General features: G+C 75.5%; 16 protein-coding genes. 8 read left to right on the plus strand and 8 right to left on the minus strand.

Translation table 11 applies throughout. From position 1 onward, the window contains the following. Window positions 1–92: 92 nt before the first annotated feature. The 3 genes from AC067J_RS19625 to AC067J_RS19635 form a co-directional block, all read right to left on the minus strand. Entirely contained in the window at window positions 93–1,916 is a 1,824-nt protein-coding gene (locus AC067J_RS19625) for an alkyl/aryl-sulfatase (RefSeq protein WP_478300796.1), read from the minus strand. 513 nt (window positions 1,917–2,429) lie between these two features. Continuing rightward, a complete protein-coding gene (locus AC067J_RS19630; RefSeq protein ID WP_478300798.1) occupies window positions 2,430–3,902 on the minus strand; it encodes a D-alanyl-D-alanine carboxypeptidase family protein in 1,473 nt (490 codons plus the stop codon). After that, the gene (locus AC067J_RS19635) at window positions 3,844–4,554 is read right to left on the minus strand and encodes a hypothetical protein (protein ID WP_478300800.1); all 711 of its coding nucleotides are present in this window, start codon (window positions 4,552–4,554) and stop codon (window positions 3,844–3,846) included. The genes AC067J_RS19630 and AC067J_RS19635 overlap by 59 nt, the downstream gene beginning before the upstream one ends. A 130-nt stretch (window positions 4,555–4,684) precedes the next feature. On the opposite strand from AC067J_RS19635, the gene AC067J_RS19640 reads away from it, so the two are divergent. Next, window positions 4,685–6,160: an MFS transporter gene (locus tag AC067J_RS19640; RefSeq protein WP_478300802.1), complete on the plus strand. Its 1,476-nt coding sequence runs from the start codon at window positions 4,685–4,687 to the stop codon at window positions 6,158–6,160. 10 nt (window positions 6,161–6,170) lie between these two features. Then, complete coding sequence (locus AC067J_RS19645) at window positions 6,171–6,386, plus strand: hypothetical protein (protein WP_478300804.1); 216 nt, start codon at window positions 6,171–6,173, stop codon at window positions 6,384–6,386. A gap of 454 nt (window positions 6,387–6,840) precedes the next feature. On the opposite strand, the gene AC067J_RS19650 is transcribed toward AC067J_RS19645, so the two are convergent. Next, window positions 6,841–7,626, minus strand: coding sequence for a TetR/AcrR family transcriptional regulator C-terminal domain-containing protein (locus AC067J_RS19650; protein WP_478300805.1), 786 nt, complete (start codon window positions 7,624–7,626; stop codon window positions 6,841–6,843). Window positions 7,627–7,719: 93 nt separating this feature from the next. Here AC067J_RS19650 and AC067J_RS19655 point away from each other — a divergent pair, with 93 nt between their 5' ends. Next, window positions 7,720–8,580, plus strand: coding sequence for a siderophore-interacting protein (locus AC067J_RS19655; protein ID WP_478300807.1), 861 nt, complete (start codon window positions 7,720–7,722; stop codon window positions 8,578–8,580). Between the two features lie 221 nt (window positions 8,581–8,801). Then, the gene (locus tag AC067J_RS19660) at window positions 8,802–9,797 is read left to right on the plus strand and encodes an alpha/beta fold hydrolase (RefSeq protein ID WP_478300808.1); all 996 of its coding nucleotides are present in this window, start codon (window positions 8,802–8,804) and stop codon (window positions 9,795–9,797) included. Window positions 9,798–9,893: 96 nt separating this feature from the next. Here the strand turns inward: AC067J_RS19660 and AC067J_RS19665 are convergent, their stop codons facing one another. From AC067J_RS19665 to AC067J_RS19675, 3 genes are all read right to left on the minus strand, one after another. Then, window positions 9,894–11,480, minus strand: a complete 1,587-nt coding sequence (locus AC067J_RS19665) for a vWA domain-containing protein (RefSeq protein WP_478300810.1) — start codon at window positions 11,478–11,480, stop codon at window positions 9,894–9,896. Further along, window positions 11,477–12,349 carry an AAA family ATPase gene (locus AC067J_RS19670; RefSeq protein ID WP_478300812.1) on the minus strand — a complete coding sequence of 291 codons (873 nt, stop codon included), beginning with the start codon at window positions 12,347–12,349 and terminating at the stop codon, window positions 11,477–11,479. The genes AC067J_RS19665 and AC067J_RS19670 overlap by 4 nt, the downstream gene beginning before the upstream one ends. A gap of 216 nt (window positions 12,350–12,565) precedes the next feature. Continuing rightward, entirely contained in the window at window positions 12,566–13,243 is a 678-nt protein-coding gene (locus tag AC067J_RS19675) for a Tat pathway signal sequence domain protein (protein ID WP_478300814.1), read from the minus strand. A 586-nt stretch (window positions 13,244–13,829) separates the two neighbouring features. On the opposite strand from AC067J_RS19675, the gene AC067J_RS19680 reads away from it, so the two are divergent. The 3 genes from AC067J_RS19680 to AC067J_RS19690 all read left to right on the plus strand — a co-directional run bounded on the left by AC067J_RS19680 (window position 13,830) and on the right by AC067J_RS19690 (window position 16,094). Further along, entirely contained in the window at window positions 13,830–14,597 is a 768-nt protein-coding gene (locus tag AC067J_RS19680; protein ID WP_478300816.1) for a TetR/AcrR family transcriptional regulator, read from the plus strand. 205 nt (window positions 14,598–14,802) lie between these two features. After that, the gene (locus tag AC067J_RS19685) at window positions 14,803–15,450 is read left to right on the plus strand and encodes a DUF6230 family protein (protein WP_478300818.1); all 648 of its coding nucleotides are present in this window, start codon (window positions 14,803–14,805) and stop codon (window positions 15,448–15,450) included. 287 nt (window positions 15,451–15,737) lie between these two features. Further along, window positions 15,738–16,094 (plus strand): DUF6114 domain-containing protein, encoded by a 357-nt coding sequence (locus AC067J_RS19690; RefSeq protein WP_478300994.1) that lies wholly within the window; start codon window positions 15,738–15,740, stop codon window positions 16,092–16,094. Between the two features lie 188 nt (window positions 16,095–16,282). Here the strand turns inward: AC067J_RS19690 and AC067J_RS19695 are convergent, their stop codons facing one another. Then, window positions 16,283–17,395 (minus strand): NAD(P)-dependent alcohol dehydrogenase, encoded by a 1,113-nt coding sequence (locus AC067J_RS19695; RefSeq protein WP_478300819.1) that lies wholly within the window; start codon window positions 17,393–17,395, stop codon window positions 16,283–16,285. A gap of 127 nt (window positions 17,396–17,522) precedes the next feature. Between AC067J_RS19695 and AC067J_RS19700 the strand changes: the two genes are divergently transcribed. After that, window positions 17,523–18,551: a helix-turn-helix domain-containing protein gene (locus tag AC067J_RS19700; protein WP_478300821.1), complete on the plus strand. Its 1,029-nt coding sequence runs from the start codon at window positions 17,523–17,525 to the stop codon at window positions 18,549–18,551. Window positions 18,552–18,603 lie beyond the last annotated feature (52 nt).

Here is an 18,603-nt window from a genome sequence, read left to right on the forward strand (position 1 = left end):
ACCGGGGCCGACCGGGGCCGGTCGGGGACGGGAGGCGGCGCCGGGGCCGGCCGGGGCGCCGGGGCGGGTGCCGCCTCCCGTCCGCGCCGCGCTCAGGGCGTGACGATCGGGAACCCCTGGTCCGGCCGGGTGGTCAGTCCGAGCAGCCGGCCGATCAGCGCCGGGTCGCCCTCCGCGGTGATCCCGTCCGGCTCCCGCCCCGCCAGCACACCGAGCAGCTGCGGCTTGGTGAGGGTGAGGGTGAGCCCGGCGGGTGTCCTCGGCGCCCGGTCGAGCTGTGCGGCGCGGTGGGTGAGCGCGCCGTTCTGCAGGGTCAGGCGGTAGCGGCGCTGCTCGTCGGTGAGCACCAGGTCCACGGTGAGCCGCTCGTCCCACGCGCGCGGGCCGTCGATCCGCAGGGCCACCGAGTCGATCAGCATCTCCACGGTGAGCGCCGACACCATCTCGGGGTTGGTCACGTCGAAGGGCGCGCGGCCGGCTCCCGAGCGCAGTTCGAGCGCGGCGGTGAGGTAGAAGTTCCGCCAGGTGGCGTTCTCGGCGCCGTGCCCGAGCACGGTGTAGACGGCCGCCAGTTCCTCCCTGGCCGCGGTGGCGTCCGGCTCGGCGAAGACGATGTGGTTGAGCAGCGTGGCCGCGAACCGGTGGTCCCCGGCCTCGGCGTAGCCGCGGGCCTTGGCGAGCGCGACGGCCGCGCCGCCCGCAACCTCGACGTAGCGCTTGGCCAGTTCGACCGGCGGGTGCTCCCACAGGTGCGCCGGGTTGCCGTCGTACCAGCCCAGGTAGCGCTGGTAGACCGCCTTGACGTTGTGGCTGAGCGAACCGTAGTAGCCGCGGGCGTGCCAGCTGCGTTCCAGGGCGGGCGGCAGCCGGAGCTCCTCGGCGATCTCGGGACCGGTCAGGCCGTCGTTGAGCCGGCGCAGCGTCTGGTCGTGCAGGTAGGCGTAGAGGTCGCGTTGCCGGGAGAGGAAGTCGACCACGTCGTCGTGGCCCCAGGTGGGCCAGTGGTGCGAGGCGAAGGCGACGTCGTACTGTCCGTGGAAGTACTCGATCGCCTCGTCCAGGTACCTGGCCCAGATGCGGGCGTCGCGGACCACGGCGCCGCGCAGGGTCAGGACGTTGTGCAGGTTGTGGGTGGCGTTCTCGGCGAGGCAGAGCGCGCGCAGCTCGGGGAAGAGGAAGTTCATCTCGGCCGGCGCCTCGGTGCCGGGCGTCAGCTGGAAGACGATCCGCACGCCGTCGACGGTCTCCTCCTGGCCGGTCCGGGTGATGTCGACGGTCGGCGGGACGAGCGTGATGGTGCCGGTGGACGTCGCCGTGCCGAGGCCGATGCCGACCTGTCCCTCCGGACCGCGCGGCAGGTGGTCGCCGTACATGTAGCCGGCCCGGCGGACCATCGCGTTGCCCGCGTAGACGTTCTCGCTGACCGCGTGCTCCAGGAAGCCGTGCGGTGCGATCACCGGCACGCCCTCCTCGGTGCCGTGCGGCAGGACGCCGCGCGCGCCGCCGAAGTGGTCGCCGTGCGAGTGGGTGTAGACCAGGCCGGTGACCGGGCGGTCGCCCCGGTGCGTGCGGTAGAGCGCGAGGGCGGCGGCGGCCGTCTCGGCGGAGATCAGTGGGTCGATCACGACGACCCCGCGCTCGCCCTCGATCAGCGTCATGTTGGAGAGGTCCAGCCCGCGTACCTGGTAGACGCGGTCGGTGACCTGGTAGAGGCCCTGTCGGGCGGTCAGCTGGGACTGCCGCCAGAGGCTCGGGTGGACGGTGTCCGGGCAGTCGGCCCGGAGGAAGTCGTAGGCGTCGCCGTCCCAGACCACCCGGCCGTCGGCGGCCTTGACCACGCCCGGGGACAGGGCGCCGAGGAAGCCCCGGTCGGCGTTCTCGAAGTCGGTGGTGTCGTCGAAGGGCAGGTCGGTCATCCGTCGCTCCGTTCTTCGCGCCCCGCCGGACGGGGCGGTGCCGGGCCGGGCCGGGCTCTGGGCCATCAGAACACCGGGCGAGGGGAGCCGCATGTCGGTCGTGCGTTCGATCCGGTGGGGCGTCGGTCGGGCGTCGGTGGGGCGTCGGTCGGGGTGCGGCCGGGGGTGCGGCCGGGGGTGCGGGCGCGGGTGGCCGGCTCGGGTGGCCGGGCGAGGCGGGGCACGGCCGGACCGGCGGCCCTCCGCCCGCGACGGTGCCGTTGCCGCCGGGCGGCCCGCCCGATCCGGTCCTGCGGCTCGGACGCGCGGGGGCCGGGCGGGCCGGACCGGTCCGTTCGGTCGTTCGGCCGTTCGGCCGTTCGGAGGACCCGGCCCCGTCCGGCGGGGCCGGAGCGCCGCTGCCGGAGGCGGCCACCCGCCGTGCTCGGCCCCCGGCCGCCTTGGGTCCTCGGCCTGCCGGCCACCGCGGACCTCGGCCTCCACCGCCGGGTCGAGCCCGACGCCGGGCCGGCGTCAGGGCGAGTGCCGGCTCCGGGCCGAGGCGAACCGGACCCGGGCCGACACGGCCAGCCCCCGGGCCCGGCGGGCGAGCCGGCGACGCCCGCGGCCGCCGACCGCCGTCGCGCCGGAGGCCCTCCCTCCCACCGCCGTGGCGCCCGCGCGGGCCGAGCGGCCCGGCAGGGTGACGGCGGGTGGGATCAGGGGAGGCAGGAGCGGGCGGGCGGGCGTGCCCGGAGGCAAGGGGATGACGGGGGCGCCGGGAGCGCCGGGGTACGCGGGCGCGTCCGGGCGGGGGAACGCGGTCCACCGGTCGTGTCCGGGGTGCTCGGCGAACGCCGTCGGCGTCGGGACCGGGGACGACACCGACGCGCCCGCGGCGGCCCTCGGGTGCAGACGCCGCCGGGACCGGACCCGGGCCGCCCCCCAGAGCGCCAGCACCCCGCCCAGCGTGACGGCGGTCCACCCGGCCGGCCCCAGCGCGTGGTCGGCCTGCCGGATGGCCTGCGGCAGCACGCCGGTGGCGGGCGCCTCGGCGGCGCCGGAGGCCTCGCCGGCCTCGGCGGGGGAGGAGCCTCCCACCTCCTCCACGAGGTGGCCGACCGGCTCGACCTTGCCCGCCGCCGCGAACCCCCAGTCCAGCAGCGCCGCCGCCTCGTCGTACACCTTGCTCTGCTGCTCCGGGTGCATCACCGTCACGAGGAGGGTCCGCCCGCCGCGTTCGGCGGCACCGGTGAAGGTGGCACCGGCGTTGGTGGTGTAGCCGTTCTTCACCCCGATCAGACCGGGGTACTTGCCGAGCAGGCGGTCGGTGTTGGCGATGTCGAAGGAGCTGCGCCGGCCGGTCGCCTTGTCGACCCCGCCGGGGAAGCGGGCGGTGCGGGTCGAGCAGTACGCGCGGAAGTCGGGATTGCGCAGCCCGGCCCGTGCGAAGAGCGTGAGGTCGTACGCCGAGGAGACCTGCCCGTCCTGGTCGTAGCCGTCCGGCGAGACGACCCGGGTGTCGCGGGCCTGGAGGGCGGCGGCCCGGTCCTGCATCTGGGCGACGGTCCTGGCGATCCCACCGTTCATGTGGGCGAGCACGTGGACGGCGTCGTTGCCGGAGGCGAGGAAGACGCCCCGCCAGAGGTCCTCGACCCGGTACGGCAGGTTCTCCTTGATCCCGACCAGGCTGCTGCCCGCACCGAGCTCCGCCAGCTCGGCCGGCGTGACCCGGTGCTCCAGGGAACGGTCGAACCTGGGCAGCACGGTGTTGGCGAAGAGCATCTTGAGCGTGCTGGCGGGCGGCAGCGGGAGGTGCGCGTTGCGGGCCGCGAGCACCTCGCCGGTGGCCGCGTCGGCGACCAGCCACGACCGCCCGGTCAGCTCGGCGGGCAGCGCGGGCGCACCGGTACGGGGGGCGACCTGGACGGCCGTGCGGCCCAGCCGCTCACCGCCGACCACGGCCGCCGCGTCCTGCGCGGCACCGGCTCCGGGCGCCGCGGGCACTCCGGTGACAGAGGCCGGGGCGGTGACGGAGGCCGGGGCGGTGGGTGAGGCCGGGGCGGTGCGCGGCACGGGCGCGGTCGGCGCGACGGGTGCCGCTGACGCGGTGGGTGCCGCCGGTGGGGTGGGTGCCGCTGGTGGGGTGGACGGTGCCGGGGCGGTGGACGGTGCGGGCGCGGCGGGCGCCGTGGGCCCGCCGGCGGCCGTACGCGTGGGTATTGCCGTGGCGGGTGACGTCGGGCGCGCCGTGGTGGTGCTGCGAGCCGACCCGGTGGGCGAAGCCGTGGCGGGTGACGTGGTGCGCGCCGTCGCGGTCGGGCGCGCCGTCGTGGTCGGGCGCGCGGACGGGGCGGGCGTCGCCGTGGTGGGCGCCGCCGCGGACGCCGCGAAGGCGCTGGGCGCCCCGGCCGTCGAACCGGCGGCGAGGACCAGCGCGGCGACGGCGCCCGCCGCTGCCGGTCTCCCGGCGCGGGCACGTCTGCTGACGTGGAGTGACCTCTGCTGCACACCGCGAACGTACCCGGGGGCTCGCCGCCCCGCCCTGCCCGCTGCTCCGTCCGGGCCCCGGCCCCGGACGCGTCGGGGCCGCCCGCGCACCCGCCGTGGTGCCCGGGAGCAGCCGTCCCCCGGCGGGGCTGGTACGGTTCTGGACCATGTTCGCTCCTCGTGCGTGACCGACCCGCCGCGACCGCGCCCACCAGCCGGCGCGGCGCTCCGGTGTCCCCGTACGCATCCCGGGCCGAGGGCCGTCGCGCCCCGCCCGGTCCCCTTGAGGAACGTCCACCGTGCCCACGTCTTCCCCCGCGCCCGCGCGCACCCCGTCCGGCCGCCCCTCCTACCGCGCCGTGCTCGGCGCCCCGCACGCCCGCCGCACCTTCGCCGCCGCGCTGCTCGGCCGTCTCTCCTACGGGACGGTCCCGCTGGCGCTGCTGCTCGCCGTCCGGGACACCACCGGCTCGTACCCGGCGGCCGGTGCGGCCATGGCGCTGTTCGCGCTGGCCAGCGTCCTCCTCTCGCCGGCCCGGGCGGGCCTGGTCGACCGGTACGGCCCCCGGCGCGCCCTGCCGCCGATGGCCGGCCTGTACGCCGTGCTGCTCCTCGCCGTGGCCGCTGCCACCGCGCGGCCGGGGGCGGGGCCGCTGACCGTCGGCACCCTGGTGGTCGCCGCCGGGGCCTGCACCCCGCCGCTCGGGCCGGTCATGCGGACGCTCTGGCGGCGGCTGCTGCCCGACCCGGCGCTGCTCCGCCGCGCCTACAGCCTGGACGGGGTCGCGGAGGAGTTGCTCTTCGTCAGCGGACCGCTGCTGGTCGGCCTGCTGCTCCCGGTCACCGGCCCGAGCGGTGCCGTGGCGGTGGGGGCGGGGCTGGTGCTCACCGGGACGCTGCTGCTGGTCGCCGCTCCGGCTGCGCGGGCCGTACCGGTGTCGGCCGTACCGGTGTCGGCCGCGGCGGTGCCGCCCGCAGCGGTGGAGGCCGTGCCGGAGCCGGCCGTGCCGGAGCCGGCGGTACCGGAGTCGGCCGTGCCGCTGTCGACGGTGCCCGACCCGGCGGCACCCGTACCGGTGTCGGGCGGGCCCGCGGCCGCCGGGGAGGCGGCAGGAGGAGGCGGCCCCCGGGACGGCCGGCCGGGCGGCCGGGGACTGCTGCACCGCGCGGTGCTCGCGGCCGCGGCGACCGGCCTCGCGCTCGGCGCCCTCGATCTGATGGTGGTCGCCTTCGCCGAGCAGCACGGCCGACCGGAGGCGGTCGGGTGGGTGCTGGCCGCACTCTCGGCGGGCAGCGCCGTCGGCGGCCTCGCGCTGGGCGCCCTCGACCGGCCGCTGCCGAACGCGGCCCGGCTGCCGCTGCTGACCGCAGGCCTCGGGGTGGTGCTCGCCGCGGCGGGGCTCGCACCGAGCCTTCCCCTGCTCGGTGCCGCCGTCGCGCTCGCGGGGCTCTTCGTCTCACCCACCGTCACCACGGCCTACCTGGTGGCGGACGAGGCCGTCGCGCCCGACGCCCGCACCCGGGCCGGCGCCTGGGTGAACACCGCGTTCAACGCCGGTTCGGCCGGTGGCGCCGCGACCGTCGGCCTGGCGGTCGGTCAGCTTCCGTTGCCCCTCTGCTTCGTGCTGGCCGCAGCTCCGGCGCTCGTCGCCGCGCCGGTGCTCTCCGGGGCACTGTTCCGTGAGGTGTTCCGGGCGGTGCTCGTTCGTGTGCGCGACTTTGGTGGCGGCCGGCCGCTCCGAAAGTCGGATTCGGGTGACGGCCGGGCGCTCTAGCGTCTCGGGCATGAAGAACCTGCTCGGATTCGTGAGCTTCGTCCTCGTTGTCGGCGGCATCAGCGGTCTCGTCTCGGACCATCTGTGGGGCCTGCGCGTCTTCGGTTTCGTGCGGTACCTGGTCCCCGCCGGCCACGAGACGGCGGGCTACCTGGGCATGATCGTGCTGGGCGGTCTCCTCGCGGGTTGCGCCGCCTACCTGGACGGCGCGGGGCGCGAGGACTGACGGACGGCCCTTCGTCGCCGTCGGGCGACGGGAGTGAACCTCGTTCGTGGACGCCCGCTCCGGCGGCCCTGCCTGGCGTCGGTGGCGCACTCGGCCTCGCACTATCGAGCGGGGATCTCAACGAATGAGGTGTAAATATGATCATGACATCCTGGGCGGTCTGCTCAACCTGATCGTTCCGCCCCCCGCGGGCGGCGGGGGCGGTAACAACGGAGGCGGCAACAACGGCGGCGGGGGCAACAACTGACGCCGACCGCCACCGTCCCGCCCTTCTCCCCGACCGGGCCACCCGGGCCACCCGGGCCGGAGACGCGTCGGGCGTGACGTACTTGTGGGCCGGGCCCGGGCTGCACCGCGCAGCCCGGGCCCGGCCACGTCGCGTTCGCCCCGCCGGGTCGGGGCGGGGGTGCGGGCCCGGCGGCGCCCGCCCGGCAGCGCCCTCCCGCGAACGGCTTCAGTCGGCGGCGGCGGCAGCCGCCGCGATGCCGTCGAGGAGCAGGTCGAGGCCGGTGCGGAACGCCTCGCGGGTGCGGTCCGGGGTGGGGTCGCCGTCCGCCGGCTCGGGGGTGTCGGCCTGCTGGAGGGCGGTGAGGAGGGGGAAGCGGTCGGCGAAGTCGGGTGCGAGGCCGGCGAGTTCGGCGGACCGGTCCTGCCACCACTGTTCGTCGGGCACGCCGGTGGCGGTGGCGGCGGCCCGGGCGTCGGTCGCGACCCGGGCGCTGCCGCGGACGAACTGCCAGAGTGCGGCGACCGCGCCGCGTAGCTGTCGGGAGTCGAGGGAGGCGGGCCGGAGGGCTCGCAACAGGGCCTCCATGGCGCCGAGTTCGGCAGGGCCGAGGACCGGGCGGGCCTCGGAGATCTGAAGCACCCAGGGGTGGCGGAGGTAGCAGGCGAGGGCCTCCTCGGCCCAGGTGGTGACGGCGGGGCGCCAGCCGCGGGTGAGGTCGTGGTCGGCGGGCAGCTCGGCGAGGACGCGGTCGTGCATCAGGTCGAGGAGCTCGGCCTTGCCCGGGACGTAGGTGTAGAGCGCCATGGCGGTGCGGCCGAGGCGCTCGCCGACCGCGCGCATGGAGAGTGCGGCCATGCCGTCGGTGTCGGCCACGGCGATTCCGGCGGCGACGATCGCGTCCACGCTCAGTCCGGGTTTGGGGCCGCTGCGGCCCGTGCGCGGCGCGTCCTGGGCGCGCCAGAGCAGGGACATCGATCGGTGGGCGTCGCCCTGTCCGGCGAAGACGGTCACGACCACAACTCCTTATGGCATAAGCTAACCTGGCCCGAGCAACTCTTTACGCCATAAGGTATCAGTGCAGCACCGGAACCCGGAGGTCGGACCGTGACCCTTCCCGTCACATTCATCCAGGTCACCGACGTCGAGCGGGTCACGCCGCGGACGGCCCGGATCGTCTTCGAGGCCGAGGAGCTCGACGCGGGTGTCGGCCGCACGGCGGACCAGCAGGTCAAACTCTGCTTCCCCCGCTCCGGCCGGTCCGCCCCCGTCCTGCCGGCGGGGAACGACGACGTCATGGGCTGGTACCAGGCCTACCTGGCGATCCCGGAGGCGGAACGGCCGTGGATGCGCAGCTTCACCGTGCGCCGCCGGCGCGCCGGCACCCGGCTGCTGGAGATCGACTTCGTCCTGCACGGGGACGCCGGGCCGGCGAGCGCCTGGGCCGGGCGGGCCCGCCCGGGGGACCGGCTCGGCATGGTCGGCCCGTCGGAGGCCTACGCCCGGCCGGTGCCGCTCGCCTCCGCGGCCGGGACGGCCGACTGGGTGCTGCTGGCGGGCGACGAGACCGCGCTGCCCGCGATCGCCACCCTGCTGGAGGCGCTGCCGGCCGACACGGAGACGGTGGTGTTCGCCGAGGTCGCCGACCGGGCGGAGGAGCAGCCGCTGCCCGCCCCGGCCGGGGTGACCGTGCACTGGCTCCACCGTGACGGGCGCGCGCCCGGGCGGCCGCTGACGGAGGCGGTGAGCGCCGCGGGGCTGCCCGCCGGCACGCCGTTCGCCTGGCTGGCGGGCGAGGCGACGGCGGTCCGCACGCTGCGCCGTCACCTGGTCGACGCGCGCGGCGTCCCCAAGGCGTCGATCGAGTTCAGCGGCTACTGGCGGCACCGGTTCACCCAGGACGACGCGCCGACGCCGGAGGACCTGGCGGATGCCCGGGAGACGGCGGCCCGGGCCGCCGGCGGCTGAGTTCCGAACCGGGCCGAACCGGGCCGGGCCTGGCCTGGCTCGAACGGCCCCGGGCCGAACGGGCCTTGCCCGACCGGCCCAGCCCCCGACCGGGCGCCGGCTGGTCCCGGTCCGGCGGGCGGGGCCGGGGATTCCCGCGGTGCCGCGCTGGGCAGGGTGGGAACGAACGGTCGGACGCCGTCCGTCCGACCCGCTGACGAGCCGCGACCAGGGAGGGCCGCATGACCCTGCAGGCGTACGGGAAGATCGCACACCGCCATGTCGAGGTGAACGGAGTCCGGCTGCACATCGCGGAGCAGGGGGAGGGGCCGCTCGTCCTGCTGCTGCACGGGTTCCCGGAGAGCTGGTACTCCTGGCGGCACCAGTTCGCCCCGCTCGCCGGGGCCGGCTACCGCGTGGTCGCCGTCGACCAGCGCGGATACGCCCGCAGCGAGCAGCCCGCGTCCGTCGACGCCTACACCCTGCTCCACCTGGTCGGTGACGTCAGCGCCCTGATCGGCGCCCTCGGCGAGGAGCGCGCCGTCCTGGTCGGCCACGACTGGGGGGCTCCCGTCGCCTGGACCGCCGCCGCGCTGCGCCCCGACCTGGTGCGCGGGGTGGCCGGGCTGAGCGTGCCGCCGCTCCCGACCTTCGGCCCGCCGCCGCTGGCGCAGGCCCGTGAGCTGTACGGCGAGGGCTTCTACCAGATCTACTTCCAGCGCCCCGGGGTCGCCGACGCGGAACTCGCGGAGGACCTGCACTCCACCTTCCGCCGCATGCTCTTCGGCGGCTCCGGCGACCGCCCCGGCTCCGAACGGCCGGAGATCTGGACGGTGCCCGGGGGCCGGACGTTCCGCGACACCGTCCCCGAGCCGGAGAAGCTGCCCGACTGGCTCTCCGAGGCGGACATCGAGGCGTTCGTCGCCGACTACGCGGAACACGGCGAGCACGCCTTCACCGGCGGCCTCAACTGGTACCGCAACATCGACCGCAACAACGAACTGCTCGCCGGACTCGTCGGCCGCGTGGTCGAGGTGCCGGCCCTCTACGTGGCCGGCGACCGCGACCTGGTGTCGGCGATGATCCCCGAGGAGGCGCTGCGCAGGCTGCTGGACACCATGGTGCCGAAGCTGCACCGTCGCGTCACACTCGCGGGCGCCGGGCACTGGACCCAGCAGGAGCGGCCGGCCGAGGTCACCGAGGCGCTGCTCGACTTCCTCCGTCATCTCGACGGCTGAGGACGGCCGCGACGCCAGGGACGCCCGCGACGCCAGGGACGCCCGCGACGGCCGGGGGCCGGGGAGGGCGCCCCCGGGCGTCGCGCCGAAGGCCCGTCAGACCGGCAACAGCCGGGCGATGAAGTCGCCCAGCCGGCGGGCGTTGCGGCAGGAGTGCATCTCCACGACGCCGGCGTAGGCGGGGGCGGCGGAGTCGCCGGTGCCCCAGAGGGAGGGCTGCTCGGGGTTGAGCCAGTAGACGCGGCGGGCCCGTCCGGCGATCAGGCGGAGGGCGGGGAGGTTGGGGTCGCGGTGGTTGTTCCGGGCGTCACCGAGAACGAGCACGCTGGTCCGCGGGCCGACGGCGTCCAGGTGGTGCTCGGCGAACTCGCCGAGCGCCGAGCCGTAGTCGCTGTTGCCGTGGTAGCCCGTCACCCTGGCCTCGGTGAGGATCCGTCGTGCCAGCCCGGCCGGATCGGCGCCGCCCCGGGTGAGCAGGCCGGTCACCTCGGCGGTGCGGTTGACGAAGGCGAACACCCGGACCTTGCTGAACTGGTCGCGCATCGCCTGGACGAGCAGCATGGTGAAGTCGGCGAAGCCCGCCACCGATCCGGAGACGTCGCAGAGCAGCACCAGCTCCGGCCGGGCCGGCCGCCGAAGCCGGTACGCCGGGCGTAGCGGGACCCCGCCGGTGGAGAGCGAACGGCGTAGCGTGCGGCGCAGGTCGATGCGGCCGCGCGCGGCCCGGCGGCGGCGCGCGGCCAGCCTGGTGGCCAGCTTCCGGGCCAGGGGGTGGACGGTGCGCCGGAGTTCGGCGAGCTGGTCGCGGCCGGCGGCGAGGAAGTCGATCCGGTCGGCGGTGGGGGCGACGGCCCGTGCGGCGACCTGCTCGGTGCCGCGCAGCTCGGCCGCCCGGCGGCGCGCCTCGGTGGCGACCATCGCGCGGAACCCCTGGATGCGGCGGCGGATCTCGTCGGGGAGGAGCCGGTCGGCGAGGTCCGCGCCGTCCGGGCCGGAGCCGTCGGTGGTGCGGGTGCCGGCGCGCAGTGCCGCGAGGATGCGGGCCAGCAGGGTCTCGGGCGCGAGGCGGCCGAGTGCCTGGTAGGCGGACCAGCCGTTCGTCCCGGGCGTGCCGGAGGTGCCGCCGGTGCCGTACCGGCCGAAGGCGGCCACCACTTCGCCGGCGAGTCGGACCTGGGCGGCCCGGTCGTCGGCGGCGAGCGCGGCCGCCAGCCGGGCCCGGAGGTCCTCGCGGAGGGCGGCGGGGTCCAGGTCGAAGGGGGCCAGGTCGTAGGGGCCCGGGGAGTCGGGCGAAGGGGAGTCCGGGGTGCGGGGATCGTCGGGCGCGTCCCCGGCGGTGCTCTGCCGGACGGCCTCCGGCGTGCCGACGCCGAGCGGGAAGAACAGGTCGAACGCGGCGTCGAAGACCGACCGCTGCCCGTCGGTCCGCAGCAGCGCGGCGGCCAGGCCGGCCCGGACCTGGTCGCGGTCGGCGAGGCCGAGGACGTCGAGCACGGCGGCGGCGTCCACCGTCTCGGCCGGCCCGATCCGCAGGCCGTGGCCGCGCAGCGCCCGGACGAAGCCGGTGAGCCGGGCGGCGAGGTCGTCGGGGTCGTCGGGGGCGGTGCCGGCCGGCGCCCCGGGAGGCGTGGCTCCGGCGTCCCCCGTGGGCGCCGCGGTGCCCTGCGGCGGTGGGCCGCTCATGCCGGCGTGAGCTTCTGTGCGGCCTTCACCACGTCGTCCTGGTGCTTGAGGATCACCCCGAGGGTGGACCGGACCAGCGCCTCGTCGAGGGTGTCGGCGCCGAGCGCGAGCAGCGTGCGGGCCCAGTCGACGGTCTCGGCCACGGACGGGGCCTTGCGCAGCTCCATGGCCCGCAGCGCACCGACCACGCGGACCAGCGAGTCGGCCAGCGCCGCGTCCAGCCCGGGCACCTTCGACCGGACGATGCGGCGCTCCAACTCGGCCTCCGGGTAGTCGAGGTGGAGGAAGAGGCAGCGGCGGCGCAGCGCCTCGGAGAGTTCCCGGGTGGCGTTGGAGGTGAGCAGGACGAACGGTCGGCGGGTCGCGGTGATGGTGCCCAGCTCCGGTACGGTGACCTGGAAGTCGCTGAGCACTTCGAGCAGCAGCGCCTCCACCTCGACGTCGGCCTTGTCCATCTCGTCGATCAGCAGCACGGTCGGCTCGTCGCCGCGGATGGCGGTGAGCAGCGGGCGGGTGAGCAGGAACTCCTCGCCGAAGATGTCGGTGCGGGCCTGGTCCCATCCCTCCTCGCGCCCGGCGGTGATCCGGAGCAGCTGCTTGGCGTGGTTCCACTCGTAGAGCGCGCGGGCCTCGTCGATGCCCTCGTAGCACTGGAGCCGGACCAGCCGCGCCCGGCCGATCGCGGCGACGGCCTTGGCGAGCTCGGTCTTGCCGACGCCGGCCGGGCCCTCGACCAGGAGCGGCTTGCCGAGCCGGTCGGCGAGGAAGACGGTGGTGGCGACCTCGGTCGAGGCCAGGTAGCCGGCCTCGGCCAGCCGCGCGGCCGTGTCGGCCACCGACTCGAAGAACCCCGTGCCCTCGCCGCCCATGCGTGCCCCATTCCCGGTCGATCACGGTGCTGTCGCCAGCACCCTACCGGTGGGTCACTTCGCTGTCCCGGGAGCCGCCGCGGTTCGCCCCCGGGTGCCGGACGCCGGGCCGCCGGGCTGCCGGGGGCCCGGAGGCGGGTGGCGCGCACCGGACGGCGTGCGGTGACCGGGGTCGCCGCACGCCGCACGCAGGTGCCGAGGGCCCTGCCGGGAGGGTCAGTTGATGTAGATGTGCGGGTTGCCGGGCACCGAGCTGTCGGTCACCGGCCCGTAGGTCGCGCTGAAGTAGCCGGTCGGGAAGCAGGTGCTCGGGCCGGAGACCTTCGGGAACGCCTGGGAGGCGAAGCCGATGGTCTGGCCGACGTTGCTCGTGGTGCCGGCGATGCTGCCGGGCGCGCGGTAGACGCAGGTGATGGTGCCGAGGATGGTCTTCAGCACCACGGTGGTCTGCAGCGGTCCGGCCGCGGTCGGGCTGAGGCTGACCGGGTTGCCGGCCGCGTCGCTGACCGAGTTGGTGTAGGGCAGGTTGTTGACCGTGATGCTCTGCACGCTGGTGACGCCGATGACGTTCGCGGTGCAGGAGCCGAAGATGTGGCTGTTGAGCTGCTCGGTGGCCACGCCCGGGGCGGCCGGGTTGCTGGTGACGGTCGCGGAGAAGGACGAGGTGGCGCACTTGATGCCGCTCGTCCCGGTCGCGCTGGAGTAGAAGGTGGCGAAGCCGCCGGCCACCAGGTTGGCGGTGAGGACGTCGCCGACGGCGACGTCCGGGCCGCCGAGGGCGGTGTGGGTGAGCACGGCGGGGCCGGCGGCGGCCTGGGCGGGAGTGACGGTGCCGGCGGCCAGCACCGCGACGGCGGCGAGGGCGGCGGTACCGAGGGTACGGCGGATGCGCATGAGGGTGTGCCTCTCCGGACGGAGTCGGGTGGGGGAGCCCGCGGGGTCGCGTGGGGGTGGCGTACGGCGGTGGCCGGCCGGGAGCGACCGCGACGGGGTGGTGCGGATGGTGGGGCACCGCGGACGGTGACTCGGCGGGCCCGGCGCCACGGGCCCGCCCGTACGCCGCGGCGCGTCGGGGTACGGAGCGGTACGGCGCCATGGGTGGGGCGCGGTACCGGGCGGTACGCCTCGGCGTGGCGGGGTACGGCGAAGTACGGCGGGGGTACGGGTGGTTCGGACGGCGCGCCGGGGGTGTGGCCGGTGCGGGGCGCGACGGGTGCACGTCGGCGGCTGCCACCGCCGGGCATGCGTTCGCCATACTGGGCAGTCGGAACGCGTGCGGGTTCCCGGCGGCCTGGCCGCAGATTGGAAACCCGTCAGTGTTGTAAACCGGACGTCGCGTCAATGTCAAGACAGAACACAGGAGTTGGCGATGAAACCGGAGTCTGCTCGGAGTGTGGACAGGGTGCTCCTGCCCGGCGCGCGCACTGGTCGCGACCCCGCCCGGTCGATCAAACGGGGCCCGAGCAGGCTGCCCCCCGACGTGGTCGCAGCCACCCAACGGGAGCGGCTGCTCGACGGGTTGGTGCACACGGTGGCGCAACACGGTTACCAGCGCGCCACGGTGAGTGACATCTGTCGCGCGGCCGGGGTCACCAGACCGGTGTTCTACGAGCTGTTCACCGGCAAGGAGGACGCCTTCCTGGCCGCCCACCGGCACGGCACGGGGGTGGTGATCCGGCGGATGGCGGCGGCTTTCGCGGCGGCGCCGGACTGGTGCACCGGGATCCGCGAGGCCCTCCGGGCGATGCTCGAACTGCTCGCAGGGGTACCGGCGTTCGCCACCATGGCGGTCATCGAACTGGACGCGGTCGGGCCGGCCGGGCGCCGTGAACGGGACCAGCTCCTCACCAGGTTCCGGGCGTTCTTCGCCGAGGTGCCGCAACTCCCGGGCGGGGCGGTGGCGGAGACGATGGTCGACGCGGTCGTCGGCGGCGTGTACAACACCCTGCAGCGCTGCATCGGCGCCGGTCGGACGGAGGAACTGCCGCGACTGCTGGCGACGTTGAGCCTCTTCTGCCTGGCGCCCTTCCTCGGACCGGAGGAGGCGGCGCGGAGGCTGGCCGCGGTCCCCGCCCCGGCGGAACCGGACGCGCCTGAGCCGGATGCGCGGGAGTCGGTCGTTCGGGAGCCGGTCGTGTCGGAGCTGGAGCCGGGGTCGGGATCGGAGGCAGGGGCGGGGCCGGATGCGCGGGAGCCGGATGCGCGGGAGGCCGGTGCCGGGGCTTCGGCGCCGGACGCCCCGGCGTGAGCGTGCCGGGCCGCTCCGGAGCGGTCGATGATCCTTCGTGCACCCGTATTGACCCGTCGAATACCGGGCAGTAGCTTCCCAGTTACCCACTGCGGATCCGACGGCCCGCCCCGCTGCCGAGAGGCGGTTCACCGGCCGGTCCGCAGAACGCTGTCCGCGCCAGGACAACGTGCCAGTGCCCGTCCCACCATCCGAGGGAGCACACATGGCCACGTCCGAGGACGCCGCCCGCACCACCGAGACCACCGAGGCACCCGCCGAGTCGAGAGGGCGGGTCCGGCTGAAGCGCACCGCGCTGATGGCCGTTCCCGCCGTCGTCGCCGGCGGCCTGCTGATGGCCCTGACCGCACAGGGCGTGCTCGCCGCCCAGTTCGCCATCTCCGGCATGCCGTTCACCGTCACCGCCGAGAGTCTGGACGGCATTGGCTTCGAGCAGTTCGGCAGTCTGGACCACATGATCGAGAACAGCCCCAACGAGGGCGACACCGGGGGGCAGGTGCTGGTCGCGGTCTCCGCGATCAAGGAGGCCTCGCTCACCAAGCTCTGCCAGAGCGTCGACCTGGGCGGCATCAACCTGCTGATCAAGGCCGGCGACGCCGGAACGCCCGTCACCGCCACCGACCTCACCACCGACTCCGATCTGCTCTCGGGCGACGCGGAGTTCAAGAACATCGAGATCGGCGGCGACGCGAGCACCTACACCAAGGCCGGCGTCCAGGGCCTGCCGGGCGTCTTCGGACAGCAGGCCGACACCGTCAAGATCAACAACCTGCGGCAGCACAACTACGCCACCACGGCCGGGGCCTTCAAGCTGCCCCACCTCCGGCTGAGCTTCAGCTCGGAGGGCTGCTGACGGTGGCCGAGCCCGAACCCGCCGCAGAGTCCACGACCGGGAACTCCCCGCGGAGCACGGATCCCCGGAGCACGGATCCGCAGGGCGCCGTACCGCGGAGCGCGGAACGGACCGCCGAGCCGTACGCCGAGCAGGGCGCCGAGCCGTACGCCGACCGGAGCGCGGAGCGGACCGCCGACCGGGGCGCCGATCCGGGCGCCGATCGGGCCGGCGGGGAGGCCGCCGCCCGGACCGGCACCCGCCGGGGGTGGCGGGGCTGGCGGGGCCGACGGCCGTTCTGGGGAGGGCTGCTGGTCCTGCTGGGCGGTGCCGAGATCCTCTTCACCCTCCGTGCCCCGCTGCCCGTCGTCCTGCACATCGGGCTCCAGGGAATGGCCGGCTACCTCGTCCCGGCGGTCATGACGCTCTGCGGCCTGCTGATCCTCTTCAACCCGTCCCAGCGGCTGTTCTACTCGATCCTCGGCGTACTGGCGTCGCTGGGCAGCTGGCTCACCTCCAACCTGGGCGGGTTCCTGATCGGCATGCTGTTCGGCGTGGTCGGCAGCTGCCTCGCCTTCGGCTGGCTGCCCGACCAGCCCCCGCGCCGCCGTCGGCTGCGCCGGGGCGCCGCCCGCCGCAAGGCGGCCGGTCCCGCCGGAGCCTGAGCCGGACGGCCGCCGCACCTGCGCCCCGCCCCCGGTGATGGGAGAGCACCGGGGGCGGGGCTCCGGTCCCCGCCGCCGCCGCGGCCGGACAGCCGGGCCGGAGCCGGGCTCCCCGGGCCGAGGCGCCCCGGGGCGTGGTTCCCCGAGCCGAGGCGCCACGGGTCGTGGAGCCCCGACCTGATGAGGCGTCAGATCGTCGCGGTGTCGATCACGAACCGGTACCGCACGTCGCTCGTCAGCACCCGCGCGTACGCCTCGTTGATCTGCTCCGCGCGGATCAGCTCGATCTCTGCGCCGATCCCGTGCTCGGCGCAGAAGTCCAGCATCTCCTGGGTCTCCGGAAGGCCGCCGATCATCGAACCGGCCAGCGACCGGCGCCCGCTCAGCAGTGCGTGCGCGTTGACCGAGACCGGCTTCTCCGGCGCCCCGAGCTGGACGAGGGTGCCGTCGGTCCGGAGCAGGCCGAGGTAGCCGCTCAGGTCGAGGTCGGCCGAGACGGTGTTGACGATCAGGTCGAAGGTGCCGGCCAGTTCGGTGAAGGTGGCGGGGTCGGAGGTGGCCCGGTAGTCGTGGGCGCCGAGCTTCAGCCCGTCCTCGCGCTTGCGCAGCGACTGGCTCAGTACGGTGACCTCCGCCCCCTTGGCGCGGGCGATCTTCACGCCCAGGTGGCCGAGGCCGCCCAGGCCGACGACGGCGACCTTGCGGCCCGGGCCGGCGCCCCAGCGGGTCAGCGGCGAGTACAGGGTGATGCCCGCGCAGAGCAGCGGCGCGGCGATGTCCAGCGGCAGGCTGTCGGGGATGCGCAGCGCGTAGCCCTCGTCCACCACCAGCTGCTTCGCGTAGCCGCCGTACGTGGGCGAGCCGTCCCGGCCGACCGCGTTGTAGGTGAAGACCGGGCCGTCCTCGCCGGTGCAGTACTGCTGGAGCCCGGCCCGGCAGTTGTCGCACTCCCGGCAGGAGTCGACGAAGCAGCCGACCCCGACCCGGTCGCCGACCGTCCAGCGGGTCACCTCCGGGCCGACCTTGGTGACCACGCCGGCGATCTCGTGGCCGGGGACCATGGGGAAGATCCCGGGGCCCCAGTCCTCGGCGACCTGGTGGAGGTCGGAGTGGCAGATGCCCGCGTAGGCGATGTCGATCAGGATGTCGCGGGCGCCCGGCGCCCGTCGCGGGACGGTGGTCCGTTCGAGCGGGGCCTTCGGGGCCGGGGCGGCGTAGGCGGCGGTCGTGCCGGCGCCCGCTCCGGCGCCGGTGACCTCGGTGTTCGTGTCGGTGGTGTCCGTGACCGTCGTGTTCGTCATGCTTCAAGGCTCGGTCCGGCAACGGTGCCGAGACAGACCAGCGATTATCGTATGTCCGGCTTTCCTATCAACGGCAGTATCACCCTCCACCGCCCACCGGACCGCCGGACGCCCGCATACTGCAGAGGTGGACCAGCGCACCGAACTCAGCGAATTCCTCCGCTCCCGGCGTGCCCGGCTCCAGCCGTCCGACGTCGGCCTGCCCGACTACGGCGGCCGGCGGCGGGTCCCCGGACTGCGCCGCGAGGAGCTGGCGCAGCTGGCGGGTGTGAGCACGGCGTACTACGTCCGGCTGGAGCAGGGCCACGGCGAGAACGTGTCGTCGGCCGTCCTGGACTCGATCGCCCGCGCCCTGCGGCTCACCCCCGCCGAGCAGGACCACCTGCGGCGCATCACCAAGCCGGCGCGCCGCCGGACCGGTCCCGCCCGGCTCAGCCGCCCGCAGCTCGTCCGCCCGGAGTTCCAGCAGCTGCTGGACGCGATGGAGGGCATCCCCGCCTACGTGCTCGGGCGTCGGCTCGACGTGATCGCCTGGAACCGGCTCGGCAACGCCCTGGCCGGGGACTTCGCCGCGCTGCCGCCGGAGCACCGGAACATGGCCTGGCAGGTCTTCCTCGACCCGGGAGTCCGCGAGCTCTACCTGGACTGGGAGACCAAGGCGGCCGACGTGGTCGGCATCCTCCGGCTGGACGCCGGCCGTGACCCGGACGACCCGAGGCTGACCTCGCTGATCGGTGAACTCTCCCTCAAGAGCGGCGACTTCCGCCGTCTCTGGGCCGCGCACGACATCCGGGAAAAGGGCCACGGCACCAAGGAGCTGCACCACCCCGTGGTCGGCCGGCTCACGCTGCGCTACGAGACGCTCCGCCCGGCCGAGGACGCGGACCAGGTGCTGGTCGCCTACCACGCGGACCCCGGCTCGTCCTCGGCCGAGTCGCTCCGCCTGCTGGCCAGCTGGACCGCGACCGGGCCGGACCGGGGGCCTTCGCCGAACGCCGCGCAGCCGGACCGGTCGCCGTCGGACGCCGAGCCGCCGGCCTCGGCGACGTCGCGGCCGGGGCCGCCGAACGCCGAAACCCCGGCGCGGCCCGCGACGCCCTCGCACAGCGCGCCGGTGTCCGGTGAGTCGGACGGGCCGTCGGCCTCCTCGTCGTAGGACCGCGCGGGCGCCGGCCGTGAGCCCGCCCCGCGGACCGGTCCGGTCCCGC

Source organism: Kitasatospora sp. NPDC042419, from assembly GCF_056437345.1.

What these genes read in the sequence shown, in the direction of transcription:
- AC067J_RS19625 (WP_478300796.1), bottom strand. Translation starts at nt 1,916, where the DNA reads ATGACCGACCTGCCCTTCGACGACACCACCGACTTCGAGAACGCCGAC.
- AC067J_RS19635 (WP_478300800.1), bottom strand. Translation starts at nt 4,554, where the DNA reads ATGGTCCAGAACCGTACCAGCCCCGCCGGGGGACGGCTGCTCCCGGGC.
- AC067J_RS19645 (WP_478300804.1), top strand. Translation starts at nt 6,171, where the DNA reads ATGAAGAACCTGCTCGGATTCGTGAGCTTCGTCCTCGTTGTCGGCGGC.
- AC067J_RS19660 (WP_478300808.1), top strand. Translation starts at nt 8,802, where the DNA reads ATGACCCTGCAGGCGTACGGGAAGATCGCACACCGCCATGTCGAGGTG.
- AC067J_RS19665 (WP_478300810.1), bottom strand. Translation starts at nt 11,480, where the DNA reads ATGAGCGGCCCACCGCCGCAGGGCACCGCGGCGCCCACGGGGGACGCC.
- AC067J_RS19670 (WP_478300812.1), bottom strand. Translation starts at nt 12,349, where the DNA reads ATGGGCGGCGAGGGCACGGGGTTCTTCGAGTCGGTGGCCGACACGGCC.
- AC067J_RS19675 (WP_478300814.1), bottom strand. Translation starts at nt 13,243, where the DNA reads ATGCGCATCCGCCGTACCCTCGGTACCGCCGCCCTCGCCGCCGTCGCG.
- AC067J_RS19685 (WP_478300818.1), top strand. Translation starts at nt 14,803, where the DNA reads ATGGCCACGTCCGAGGACGCCGCCCGCACCACCGAGACCACCGAGGCA.
- AC067J_RS19695 (WP_478300819.1), bottom strand. Translation starts at nt 17,395, where the DNA reads ATGACGAACACGACGGTCACGGACACCACCGACACGAACACCGAGGTC.